Source organism: Pseudomonas sp. OV226, assembly GCF_003148705.1.
Taxonomy (GTDB): Bacteria; Pseudomonadota; Gammaproteobacteria; order Pseudomonadales; family Pseudomonadaceae; genus Aquipseudomonas.
In genome coordinates this window covers 1-12837 of the sequence record NZ_QGGS01000042.1, presented here as the reverse complement: position 1 = coordinate 12837, position 12837 = coordinate 1, and the positions used below count along the sequence as shown (strand labels likewise).

The 12837-nt window shown below is 56.3% G+C and carries 7 protein-coding genes and 5 pseudogenes; 8 read left to right on the top strand and 4 right to left on the bottom strand.

Features of this window, described 5'->3' with window-relative positions; translation table 11 throughout:
• The 3 genes and pseudogenes from C7534_RS32020 to C7534_RS32010 all read left to right on the top strand — a co-directional run.
• Nucleotides 1-164: pseudogene (locus C7534_RS32020) on the top strand (type VI secretion system baseplate subunit TssE); the annotation flags it as partial.
• 4 nt (nucleotides 165-168) lie between these two features.
• A pseudogene (locus C7534_RS32015) lies at nucleotides 169-374 on the top strand (serine/threonine-protein phosphatase); the annotation flags it as partial.
• A 229-nt stretch (nucleotides 375-603) separates the two neighbouring features.
• Nucleotides 604-1365, top strand: a complete 762-nt coding sequence (locus C7534_RS32010; protein ID WP_146206232.1) for a hypothetical protein — start codon at nucleotides 604-606, stop codon at nucleotides 1363-1365.
• 199 nt (nucleotides 1366-1564) lie between these two features.
• On the opposite strand, the pseudogene C7534_RS33095 reads toward C7534_RS32010, so the two are convergent.
• Nucleotides 1565-1732 (bottom strand): annotated as a pseudogene (locus C7534_RS33095) (IS66 family transposase); the annotation flags it as partial.
• Between the two features lie 61 nt (nucleotides 1733-1793).
• Complete coding sequence (gene tnpB, locus C7534_RS33455; RefSeq protein ID WP_109788244.1) at nucleotides 1794-1997, bottom strand: IS66 family insertion sequence element accessory protein TnpB; 204 nt, start codon at nucleotides 1995-1997, stop codon at nucleotides 1794-1796.
• A gap of 698 nt (nucleotides 1998-2695) precedes the next feature.
• On the opposite strand from tnpB, the gene C7534_RS31995 reads away from it, so the two are divergent.
• Nucleotides 2696-3586, top strand: a complete 891-nt coding sequence (locus C7534_RS31995; RefSeq protein WP_109788243.1) for a DUF4261 domain-containing protein — start codon at nucleotides 2696-2698, stop codon at nucleotides 3584-3586.
• A gap of 477 nt (nucleotides 3587-4063) precedes the next feature.
• Here the strand turns inward: C7534_RS31995 and C7534_RS31990 are convergent.
• Nucleotides 4064-5086: pseudogene (locus C7534_RS31990) on the bottom strand (ISNCY family transposase); the annotation flags it as partial.
• Nucleotides 5087-5346: 260 nt separating this feature from the next.
• Nucleotides 5347-5676, bottom strand: a complete 330-nt coding sequence (locus C7534_RS31985; RefSeq protein WP_109788242.1) for a hypothetical protein — start codon at nucleotides 5674-5676, stop codon at nucleotides 5347-5349.
• Between the two features lie 309 nt (nucleotides 5677-5985).
• Here C7534_RS31985 and C7534_RS33450 point away from each other — a divergent pair, with 309 nt between their 5' ends.
• From C7534_RS33450 to C7534_RS31965, 4 genes and pseudogenes are all read left to right on the top strand, one after another.
• The gene (locus tag C7534_RS33450; protein ID WP_442963244.1) at nucleotides 5986-6363 is read left to right on the top strand and encodes a hypothetical protein; all 378 of its coding nucleotides are present in this window, start codon (nucleotides 5986-5988) and stop codon (nucleotides 6361-6363) included.
• A gap of 1124 nt (nucleotides 6364-7487) precedes the next feature.
• Nucleotides 7488-9182: pseudogene (locus C7534_RS31975) on the top strand (ShlB/FhaC/HecB family hemolysin secretion/activation protein).
• A gap of 116 nt (nucleotides 9183-9298) precedes the next feature.
• Nucleotides 9299-9628 (top strand): DUF4810 domain-containing protein, encoded by a 330-nt coding sequence (locus tag C7534_RS31970; RefSeq protein WP_158283952.1) that lies wholly within the window; start codon nucleotides 9299-9301, stop codon nucleotides 9626-9628.
• Between the two features lie 135 nt (nucleotides 9629-9763).
• Nucleotides 9764-12837, top strand: a 3074-nt coding sequence (locus C7534_RS31965; RefSeq protein WP_146206231.1) for a two-partner secretion domain-containing protein, incomplete at its 3' end; no start/stop codon positions are given.

Here is a 12837-nt window from a genome sequence, read left to right as displayed (position 1 = left end):
TGACTGGATACGGCAGCCTTTTCGAACGCCTGGGTGGCGACGCGGACAAACGCGTCGGCTGGAGCCGCGAGGTTTCCGCCATGGCGTCCGTGGCTTCCCATCTGGCCAAGATGCTCAGCACCCGTGCGGGCAGGGTGCAAACGCGGTCCGATTACGGGCTACCTGTAGCGAGGCCAGCGTTTGTATCAACCGTCCAAGGACCGCTCGCGGCAACAGCAACTCATCGACGAGCAAAGCATGAGCATCGCAGCCTCCAAGGCTCATCCTGCCACCCATGCTCCGCCCCGTGCGGTCGAGGCAGCCGAGCAATTGACCTTGGACGTGTTCGAGTTCGATGCCTACCCAGTGATGCGTTTCTGTTGTGCAGCGATGGAGCGCCCTAGGAGGACCGACGCCGCGGTTCACGAGATGGCTGTATCGGTGCAATAGGCAAGTAGCTGATTTTTTATTTAGGTCAGTAATACCGACTCGTTGATTACGAACTGTTTGCTTGGATTTATTTGATAAGGAAATTTTCGCATTGGGGCCAACGGCGTAGCGGAATAAATGAGAGCCTGAAAAACACATGGTTAAAAAACAGAGGTTTTTGTGGAGCAGCAGGCCATGATTGAACGCCGAAAAATAGAGAGTTTAATATTCAATAAAGATCAAAGGAGGCCGGCCGCCATTGTAACCAACGAAACGATTTCGGTATTGGAGGCGCTAAATAAATGCAGACCGCCGAAAGTACGGCTGTCAAGTATTGAGCGGCAATCGCAGGTGATTGTTAAATGGTGTTTGGTTGTCGCGTTAATTGTATTAATTTTGAGTGCTAGCTTCGCCATTTTTCACGAGGGTAAGCCTGACAGAATCAACACCAATGTATTCGTCCAGGTACCGGCTATCGTGAGCATGCTGCTAGCATTGTGTGCATGGGTTGTACCAATGTTCACATCGCTATCGCTGGCTTTTAGATGGGACGAACTGTCACTTGATAGTCTCTGTGCAGACATTCGTTATGAGCAGATGTTGGCGGAACGCCTGGCTCATTACGAGCCCCAAGCACTGAAGGATGCGCGTTTTTGGCTGGAACGCAAAACCAAACGCACAGGGCTGCGCCCTACGCGTTTTTTTGGAGAAAGAACAGCTGTCGTTGGTCTATTGGCAACTTCTTATTCCTTTATTGGGGAGTTTGGTGGATTGGGTGGATTTACGTGGGTTTCTCAAGCAGTAATATCGGTTTTTCCTGTGGATGAATTGGGTAATGCGATACTGTTTTCTATTGGGGTGCTGTTGCTGGCAATGTCGCTTGGAACATTGCTTGTGGAACATTTAGCTGCTCGCTTTCAATACCAGATTGAGATTCTGGATTTGGTGAGTCGGTAGTAGAGGCGCTCCATGGCGATTGATCACATGCAAAATTAAGGCGCGATTAATACCGTGGCTGTCCATGCAACGTGTGCCCTTCGGTTGATTTTTCTGTCATGGAGTGCATGCGCCTGATGAAGTCATCTGGCGGATAATTTTGTCCGGTTTCTCTTTGTCCTCCTTTCTGCGTCCGATGTGCTTTTTCAGAAAATGGCGAGGCGAACGTCAAGCGCTTGAGTTGCACGACCTCGTGGGTCAGATTTTCGATCACCGCTTGATCGCGGTTCATTTTCTTGTGCATGGGCTCGACTCGTTGTATCAGCTGCATCGCCAATGCACGCAGATGTTCAGGTGGAAGGTGATCGATATTGGGGATCGAAGTCATGCTGCGGATGTTGTCAGATCAGACAGTTCGCGGCGATAGATCAATAGGCTAATGGCAGCCGCTAAAGTCGTGTGATCACGCTGCCAAAGCCGAAGCATTGCCATGGCAGGCCCAGCACCAAGATGTGAAGTTGCTCGGCATCCAATTCCACTTCGTCGCCATTGCGAATGCCCGGCAAGTGGAACCCGCTTTGGTTCAACCGCCGAGCCGTCAGCCAGATACCTAAGCCGTGGAGTCTGCGCGTTATCGGTATAGATTCCGGCATCAATCGATATGCCCTAACCAATGATGACTGAGTAGTCAGAGGATTTAGCGCAAGGGATACCGTTTGCCTTGGTAACAGTTGGTCATTGACCCTCAGTGGCTACTGCGCTTCCGTAGGCACGACGAAGTGTCAAGGCTGGGTAGAAATGTCGCTCCCTTGGCTAAATAGAAATGTCTCGAATAGAACCTGAGGTTTGAAGTCCAACAGAGCGGGAACGTACGCTAGGCCAAGTAGGGGTCGGTTCCGGCTGGGGCCGAAATGACACGCTAAGCGGTTTCTGGCTCAGCCGGAAACGATTCCTTTATACCTGGGTGATACGGCGCTCACCGCTCGAAGGACACTCTAGCTGGCACAAACGGCGATCCGCTTGGCGCAATCGGTAGCGCTTTTCAATATACGCCTCTTTAAACTGTCTAAACTGTGGCCTCCATAATTTCCGTTGGCCGAGATTGTTTGCGTAAAAATATCCATCCGAGTTTATGTAAACAATTAAAGAACATAATTATCTCCGCACTATATTTAATTATCTCCGCACTATATTTAATTATCTCCGCACTATATTTAATTAGTTACGCTGTTACGCTTCTTCGGGGCGAGAGTTAAGTGCTGATTGCTACGAACACAAAACAGCAACCGCTGTACACACAGCTTGATTGTTTTCAGAATTTTAAAGTAACAAGATCAAGGAGTTCATAAACATGCCATTTAGCTTCATTTCAAAATTTTTCGGACGCAAAACAGATCAAGCATATGCCGCCTTGGTGGCTGAGCCTAGTATCAGCCCTCGCTTGAGTCTGGCGATTGTATTCAGCGGGCCATTGCTGATTGACGTTGCTTCTCTGACTACAGCACTGCAGGCTTACCACCCAACCATGCGGGGCGCGCGTGTCGAAACGGATCCGGAAATCACGCAAATCGTGGGCTTGGCCGGCTGGAACGATCATGTTGTGCAGATCATCGGCTTCGATGCCCCATACCCGCCGGACGCTTTGGAAGCCTGTGTGACGCCTGCTCATTATGGGCAGGACATTAAAGAAAGCGCGCGTGTAACCCGCAGTTTCGCGATTTTGTACTATGCCGGGCGCACAACTGATCCTTTCGATCGGTATGTCGCCCTCGCGGCGGTTGCCGGCGCAATGGCTGAACAACATGGCGTGGCGGTGCTGAATGAGCACGCACGAACCTCCTTGCCTGCCGGGGTATTCCATGCGGCGGAGTTGGGTGCAGATAGCTTAGAAGTGCTGCGCGAAATGCCGCTAAACGTGTTCTTCTGCGGTTTTGTAAAGCTAGAAGTAGAAGGGGAGAAGGGAATATGGATGCGAACCTACGGCGCAGACGCGTTTGATCTTCCTGACTTCGCAGCTTTGGCTGAGGGGCATGATGAAGGATCTTGGTACTCTGAGATATTCAATGACGTCATGAGCTACATGCTGGAAAACAGGACCCAACTACATGCCGGAGAAACAATGCAAATTGACGATGACGTATTTATAAGGCTGCGGGACGCTCACGAAAAAGAACTCTGGCTTCTTGATCAAGCACCAGTTTTGGTGATCGAGTTGATCTCAGAGGCAGAGATCAACCGCTAGATTTTCGCTTATCCGCAGCTATAGGCTCGCATTATCATTGCTCCTACGGCTTATCGAGGTGCGGCGTAGCACTCGATTTTATGGGCTAAAGCTCAACGCTGTACCTTGGGATGCCCAGCTTTTCCACGTAGCGATTCAGTGAGTCGAGCGAACGAAAGACCCGTACCAGCTCACGGCGCGAGCGCAACGGGTAGTGCTTGCCGCAGCCACTCTAGCGCACCTGTATCTGCCAGCCGATGCCGTCTGGCCCCGGCAGCACCAACACATCCCTGGCAGCCCCTGCGGCTACCAGAGCGTGCAACGCCTGGGCGCTAATCGATTGGCGCATGCTCAGATCCTCTCGCTCGCTTGCCGTTGCAGCGCCTGGGAGGGGGACGACGCATCCCAGAGCCTCGGCGATGTCTTCGGGAGACAGATCCCGCTGGCTCTTTTGGCCTGGAACGCTGGTCAGGCGTTTCGTATCAGGGGTTCGAGGCACCCATCCGGGCAATGAAAGATCTGGATATAGCGGCCGGCCAGGCGCCGGCTGTGCGGGGTATCGGTGAGCAGATACAGGACATTGTCGTACTGTACGGTCAGGCTTTTCGACAGGCGCCGCGACTCCTGCCAGGCGAAGATTAACTCCATATTTTCGTCGTCGCGCACCGGTCGATGGGCATCGTGATCGGAGCGTGGGGCCTTGGCGAAGCGTGCGTTGTAATCGGCGATGAAGTGCGGCAGAAACGCATTGGCGTCGGCCATGGTGCTCAGGCCGCGCAGGCGCAGCTCTTTAACCAGACGATCCTTCAGGGTAAGGTTAGCGCGCTCCACGCGGCCTTTGGCCTGGCTGCTGTTGGCACAGAGGCTGTCGATGTTCAGCTCATACAGGGCCCGAACAAACTGGGTATGACCGGCGCCGCCTTGGGGCTCCTTGTGGTTGCTGCGAAATACGCTGGCCTTGTCGCTGTAGAAGGCCCGGGGTTTTCCGTGACGCTGCAGATAGGCGCGGGTCGCCGTGAAGTAGCCGAAGGTGGATTCCGACTCAGTGAAGTGCAGGTGCATCAGTTGGCTGGTTGCGTCGTCGATATACACCAGCAAGGTGCAGGCGGGCCCGCGCTCCTCAAACCAGCGATGATCGCTGCCGTCGATCTGGATCAATTCGCCACGGCAGGCACGCCGGTTGCGTGGCTGATGAATCTTCGGCGGACGTTGTTTGCGGGGTACCCACAAACCGGCATCGACCATCAGCCGGCGCACCGTTTCCTTGGCCAGGCGCAGGCCATGACATTCCGCCAGTTTCTCCCGGGCCAGCGTGGGGCCAAAGTCCGGATAGCGTTCGCGAATCAGTCGCACGGCCCGTTGTTCAAGACCGGCGGGCAATTGATGATTGCTCGGTTTACCGCGGCGCTGGCTAGCCAGGCGCGCCGTCACCCGTAAACGCAGAGCGGCCGCGCGGGGCTTCAGGCGACCCTCGATAATCGACTCAATGACCTTGATCCGGTCCAGTTCACGCAGGCTCATCGTAATCCATCCAAAATCTGCCGTTGCCATGTCGGGCCTCCTCAGGTCCAGGAGATAAACCCTAGATCAGGCTGACGGTGACATCTCTAATTGGCTGGATTGCGACATTACTACTTGGCCCTAACAACGAAGTGCACGGCGATAGCTCATTATGTACTAGGTGCGCGGCCTGGGAGCGAAAGCATTGACGTGGCAGCGATACAGCCCCGAAGGGCGTAAAGCGTTTAAGACGGGCTGCCCTCCATGTTCGATTCCCGGCATTACCTGCCGGTTACCACATGACTGATGCATTGTTCGTAATACGTTTGCTTGATGTCAGCTGGCTTTAGGCGCGATGGGCTGTCATACGTTTGCTCGGTAATTCCCAGTGCCGTCATGCGCATCCAAGGTAAAGAAAACTTGTGGGTTTGCAGCTGGTTGCGTGCGCCGTAAAGACTTAGACCGGACAGCTTCGACGCTTGGGCGTTGCCGGCTATTCCCGCCCCCCAACTGCAGACAAAACGATCATTTTTGTTCAATTCTTTGGCCTGAGATACCAACGAGCCGGTGGTCAAGATGATCGCTGCCAGGGTCAATACAAAAAGTCGCATAGAGCCAATACCTAGTCTTTTACGCGTTAAGTCTTACGGCGTGTGTGGAGTTGGCGACGCCAGGACCGGTGTCACTCACGTGTACGATTTTCATCGGCATCCCTAGCTGCTATTGAGGGTCAGGACGGACAACAAAAACTGATTTTTTTTGTCGCCTGATCCGAAGCAGGATGCCCTGCAAAACGAATAAAACAACGTTCTTTTCGACCCGGCGCGATGCGGGCTACTGCAGGTATTTCGGGCCCGCCCCGACGATCATGACGGCGCTGTAGAGGAGGAGGGGGCTCGCTCTATCGATGGTGGCTCTTCGTGGGCAGAGTTCAGTCATCTGTCCTCGATACCCAAGCGGTGCGTAGCACCATCCCTCAGCAGGAGGAGGGGTGGTCAGAAGAGCCCACGCCGATAATTTTTACGAAAGCCTATGTCAAAGTTTACGTAGTTTTTGTCCAAAGCCTGCACCACCCGACCCTGGGTTCTGAGTCGGGATATCTCCAGTTGATACAGGCGATCCTGAGCGATGGCATAGCCGTAGAACACACCGTAAACCTCATTGACATAAACATGGGCGATACCGTACTCGTCACGTTTGAACGTGACATCAGCCGTTTGAGCGGAAAAAATGGGATGAGAGAAGGCTGGCGATGGGAAGCTAAACGGCGAATCGTGAGCGTATGTGAGATCTCATAAAATACTGTAATTATTATTTTGCGATACGTCACATTGCTTACCGTGCGCAAAAAAGTATCAGGTGTTAGAGCTGGACGTCAATTAGCTTTTTGCTTAACGATTGTCGACATTCACTGACTCGCCAATGACAGTAGGAGCTGTAAGTTTTTGCTCGCCGACTAAGTCTTCAGCGATTCCGGGCATTCGCCGTTTTGCTTTTAGAAATTATAAGATAATCAGAGTTGCACTGAACCCTATTACTCAAATCAGCAGCTTATTTATGCCGGATGGCGCATTCGGTATTCTGGCTGGCGTAAACGGTCGATACTTTAATGCGACTGAACAGTTAGCCTAACAATCGATCATACTGACTATTTCGCTGCTAACACCATATGTATCGCTTGCAGGTTTGCGCATTGAGCCTGGTGAGGTGTTGGCGGCTGTTTTATGTTGTTTTTTGCGCTTTTATTGTTGATTGAACGTGAGGTAGGTAATGCGATTTTCGCTGCTGGAGTGTTTCTGATTTGTTGTGCTCTGCGTGGCTTTCACAGCAGCCATGCTGCATGTACCGCTGCTCTAGTTTTTAGAGTGAGTTCAGCTTGCAGCGGGTAGATAGATAGGGAAGGTGTTCAAGCGACAGCCGTTATGCAAAAAGTGACCGAATCGTGGAGTTGCCCTTATTCGTCGGTCTGCCTTCGAGGGTGATGCCACCTAAGCAGGTCAATCTCCGAAGCAATGTCAGGAGCACAACCCAAAGCGCGAAGAAGTCTCCTGGGAGGTTTATAGCCTGCGGCGGGTTGGTATTACCGCTATCAAATCGCTTACAGTTCGGCATCGATCGCCGAGTGGCAACATGGCTTATTAAGGCGCGGCTGAGTGCTTGAGTTCAGCGGGTACTCGCAAGCCTAACAGGGTGACGCAGAGTTAAGCGCTGACGTAAGCGCTCGTTAAATTTGCGCGGGAGTATTTCAAATCGACTTTTGGTAGGCCGCAAGTGATCACCGTCAACTAAACCCTACAAGTTTTCGACCAATAAAAAACGTTACTCCGCGACGGGTGGCTCTACACCCCTCCTATTTCTTGGCTGGTTCAGCCCAATTGTCTTCGACAAGGATGTCATGCGCATGCGTTTGGTTCACCTCGGAATGAAGCACTTTTTATGGATGACACTGGCTAGTCTGAGTGGGCTTAACGCTACACAAGCTGCTGCCGAGACACCGGGCGATCAGGATCTGCTTCGCCAGCACCAAGAACGCTTGCTGGAACAGCAACAGCGCCGGCTCGAAGCACTCAAAGCCCTGCCGGGTAAAGCGGCTCAACCGGCCCAGCCAATGGCGCCCGCTGATAAACGCTGCTTCCCGATCAAGGACATCGACCTCCAAGGGGCTGAGAGTCTCTCAGTCAATGAGCGTGAGCGCCTGCTCAAGCCCTACCTCGGCCAGTGTCTAGGCGTCCCCCAGCTCAATGAACTGCTGAAAACGATCACCGATCACTACATCGACAAAGGCTTGGTCACCAGTCGTGCCTACTTGCCCCAACAGGACCTGTCCACTGGACACCTCAAGGTGCTGGTGGTCTAGGGCAAGCTCGAAGGGATGAAAGGCGCGGACGGCAGCCAACTGTCGGAGCGCGAACTGGCCATGGCGTTTCCCGGCAAAACCGGCGAGCTGGTCAACCTGCGTGACATCGAGCAGATGGTCGATCAGTTGAACCGCTTGCCGTCCAATCAGGCGCAGATGGAATTGGCCCCCGGTCAGGCCGTTGGCGGCAGTGAGGTGCTGGTCAAGAACACCCAGCAAAAGCCTTGGCGCGCCGGGTTGTCGCGCAGCAACGACGGGCAGAAAAGTACCGGCCAGCAACAGTGGGGCACCACCTTCGACTGGGACAGCCCGTTGGGCCTGGCGGATCAGTTGTCGTTGCGCGGTGGCCATGATGCGGTGAGCGATCATCAGCACACCTCCAACAACGCCATGCTGTATTACAACCTGCCGTGGGGGTGGTGGAACTTCAGTTACAGCTACAGCCAGAGCGAATATCGCTCGCTGGCCCAGGCCAACGGCTTTGATTTCAAACAAACCGGCGACAGTCAGACGCATGCGTTGCGCGCTGAGCGAGTGATCCACCGCGATGCGTTGAGCAAGACCTCGCTCAACGCCGGGGTGTCGACCTTGCGCAGCAACAACTTTATTGAAGACAGCAAACTCGCCCTAAGCAGCAACCGCATCAGCGAAGCGCAGTTTGGCCTTAACCACGGGCGGCGCATTGGCAGTGCCTTCGTCAACCTGGACGTGGGCATGCAGGACGGCATCGGCGCGTTCGACGCGCAAGCCAACAACCATCCCGGCCCCGGCGAGGCCGACGCACGCTACCGTAAATACACCGCCACGGTGAGTTACCTGCAACCGTTCAAGCTGTGGGATGAGTCGTTCAGTTTCAGCAGCCTGATGACCGGCCAGCACAGCGAAGACGTGTTGTTCAGCCCACAACGCACCAGCCTCGGCGGCCTTGCGTCGATTCGCGGCTACCAGGACCAATCCTTGTCCGGTGACAGCGGTGGCTACTGGCGCAACGACCTGCGCTGGAGCCGCCCGGTGACGCTGGAATGGCTGCGCCCGGTGTTCGCCGAATACGGCACCAGTCTTGGTTATGACCAAGGCGTGATCACCCACGGCGCTTACAACGGTGAGCAACACGGCCGGATGTCCAGTAACTCGTTGGAACTGTTTGCGCGGGGGCAGCACCTGTCGACCAGCGTGACCTTTGCCCACTCTCTGGAACGCCCCGAGGCGCTGACCGAGCGCGAAGCGCCGATCTATTTCAGCCTGAGCGCTTTCCTCTAGGCGCTGAGGGCGGTCGGCGTCGCGCTACCTAAAGCCGAACACCCCATAAGAACAATAGATAAAGGTCACGACATATGAAGGGCAATACATCGAGAACCTGGTGCTTAGCGTGGGGGATGCTGCTGACGGTTATGACCCTGCCGGGCTGCACACAAAAGCCGGAGCGAACCGCCTGGAGTGGATATACCCCGCCAGTGAATCTGCAATACCAGGAGGACGCCGCACAGGAGCTGATCGAAGTCCTGGAGGCGGACGTTGAGGACATCAAAGCGCAGGGCGGTGTGGTGCCGCCCGGTTACTACGCCCAGTTGGGCCTGCTGTATTTCAGCCTTGGTAACACCGAGCAAATGCGCCAGCGACTCACGGCCGAACAGGATCCTTTTCCGGACTCGACCGCTGACATGAACGAATTGATGAATACCGCTAGGGCGGAGGGGGCGCCCTGAGCGGATCGATCCGCCAGCGCCGCGCTAGGCGCTGATAGAGCCCCCGGAACGGATCGACTTCAGCCTTGAGCGGTTTTCCTTTGTTCGTGCCTTTCTTCGCAACGATGCGTGACCCCTTACTTTTGAGAGATTCACATGGACGCTCGCCAGTTTGCCTTGCCGGTATCTCAGCCATCTGCCGCGTTGTTGCCCCGTGAGCAGTTCTTGGGCATGCCCAAGCGCAGTTTGGCGTTCCTGCTGGCCAACGTCATGTTCTGGCAACCGATCTGGGCCCAGGCCGACGGCATCGCGGTCAGTGGTCCGGGTACGGCCTTGGACCACGCCGGTAATGGCGTGCCCATCGTCAACATCGCTACGCCAAATTCCGCAGGCCTCTCGCACAACCAGTTCCATGACTACAACGTCGGCGGCGAAGGGCTGATCCTCAACAACGTCGCCGCGCAAACCGGTGCGACGCAGTTGGGCGGCATCATCGTTGGCAACCCGAACATGACCAACCGGGTCGCGGCGCAGACCATCCTCAACGAAGTGGTCGGCGGCAGCCCGAGCCAGTTGCGCGGTTACACCGAAGTGGCGGGGCAGTCGGCCCATGTGATTGTCTCAAATCCGTATGGAATTTCGTGCTCGGGCTGCGGATTCATCAACACCCCTCGGGTCACCCTGACCACTGGCAAGCCGGTGTTGAATGGTGCCGGCGGCCTCGACCACTACCAGGTGGACGGCGGCAGTATCTCGATTGACGGCGTCGGCCTGAACGCCAACAACGTCGACAGCTTCGAAATCATCACCCGTTCGGCCAAGATCAACGCCGAGATTCAGGCCAACAACCTGAGCATCATTGCCGGTCGCAACGACGTCAACGCGCAGACCCTCAACGCCACCGCGCGCGCCGATGACGGCAGCGCCAAACCACAACTGGCCATCGACTCGGCAGCGCTGGGCGGCATGTACGCCAACACCATTCGCCTGGTCGGTACCGAGGCTGGGGTCGGTGTCCGTTTGGCCGGCAATCTGGCCGCCAGCGGCGGCGATATCCAGATCAGTGCCAACGGCCAATTGAGCCTGGCGCAAACCGCCGCCACCGGCGCGATCAGCGTCAACGCGACCAGTTTGGAGACGCAAGGTCCGGTGTATGCCGGCACCTCGCTCAACGTCCAGACCCAAGGCGACCTGACCAACCAAAAGAGCCTCGCTGCGCGCGACAGTATCAACCTGAGTGCCGGCGGCCAGTTGACCAACAACGGCATCATCGAAGCTGGGGTCAATGCCGACAACAGCCGCAACAGCAGCGGTGACGTCAACGTAGCCGTACAGACGTTGACCAACAACGGTCACAGTGTGATCGCCAGCCGCCACCTGAGCGTCAGCGGCACAACCCTGAACAATGTTGCAGGCACCCTGCGCAGCCAGCAAAACCTTACGGTGCAACTGAGCGGTGGTCTGAACAACACGCAAGGCCTGCTCAGCAGCGAAGCCTTGCTCAGCGTCAGTGCCGCCAGTTTGGCCAACCGCTTGGGCAGCCTGTCCAGCGCCGGTCAATTGAGCATCGGCAGCAGTGGATGGATCGACAATCAGGGTGGCCAACTGGTCACCGACGCGGCCCTGAACCTGTCCAGCGTCAGTCTGGATAACAGCCAGTCCGGCAGCATCAGCGGTAAAGGTGCGGTCAGTGTCAGCACCGGAGCTTTCAACAACAACGCCGGCAGCCTCAGCAGCGGCAGCAGCCTGGCGCTCAACGCCGGCCCCGTCACAAACCAGAACGGTCGCATCGCCAGTGCCGGGGCGTTGAACGCCAGCGTCACCGCGCTGGATCAGCAAGGCGGTCAACTGTTCAGCAACACCAGCCTGACCCTGGACCTGAACCACGGCCAGCTCACCAACAGCAACGGCCTGATCACCGCGCCGATCCTGGTGCTGAATAACCTCAACAGCGTGGTCAACCAGGGCGGCGAAATCTCCAGCGCCCAGGCTTTTACCTTCGCGGCCAACAGCCTCGACAACAGCAACGGCCGCCTGCTGAGCAATCAGACCCTGACCCTGCGCATCAACCAGGCGCTGAGTAACCTCAAAGGCTTGATTGCCGCCGCCGCGCTCGACGTGCAGGCTGGCAGTCTGGATAACAGCGGCGGCACCTTGACCAGTCAGGCCGCCCTCAATCTCAAGGTCGATGGCCTGCTCAGCAATCAGAACCAGGGGCGGATCACGGCAACTGGTTTAGTCAACATCAGCAGCACTGGCCTGAACAACCAGAACGGTACCTTATTCGGCAGTGCCATCGCTGTGGACTTCGGCACCGCCACCGGCGACCTGAACAACCAGGGCGGGTTAATCACCACCGACGGGCAACTGACGATCACTCACCTGCGCGACCTGAACAATCAGGGTGGCGAAATCTCCAGTGCTCAGAGCTTGAACCTCGCTGGCCGCACCGTGGATAACAGCAAGGGGGACCTGATCAGCAACGGCCAGCTCACCGTCGATGCCGACACCCTGATCAATCAGAACGGTTTGATTTCCGGTTGGCAGGGCCTGAGCGTCACCGGTGGCAGTCTCGACAACCGCAACACCGGCACCCTCTCCAGCCGCAGTGGGGATGTTAACGTCAGCCTTCGAGGGGCGTTGCTTAACAGTGCCAACGGCGCCCTGGTCAGCCAGCAAGCCTTGACCGTCACGGCCGCCAGTCTCGACAACCGGGGCGGCATTCTGTCCAGTGGTACGGATCAAACCCTGACCGTCAGCGGCGGACTGGACAACGGCCAGAGCGGTCTGATCGACAGTGGCGCCACGTTGACCCTCAAGGCCACGACCTTGGGTAACGTCGGCGGGGTGATCAATGCCCAGCAAGACCTGTCCGTCAACGGCACCTCGTTGGATAACAGCGGCGGTACGCTCGCAGGCAATGGCGCGGTGACCCTCAACCTGCTGGGCATTTTGACCAACACCGGCGGGAAACTCGCCAGTGCCGGTCCGCTGCTGATTCAACAGGCCAACCAGATCAACAACCAGGGTGGGCAGATCGTCAGCCAAAGCCTGCTGACCTTGTTGACCGGTGGCCTCGATAACAGCCACACCGGCACCGTCGCTGCCAGTGGTCCGCTGGTACTGACCGCCAGCGGCGCGGTGTTGAACAACGACGATGGCCTGATCTACAGCCAAGCGGCCGACGTGCAACTGCACGCCGCCAGCCTCGTCAATGCCGGCGGCACCGT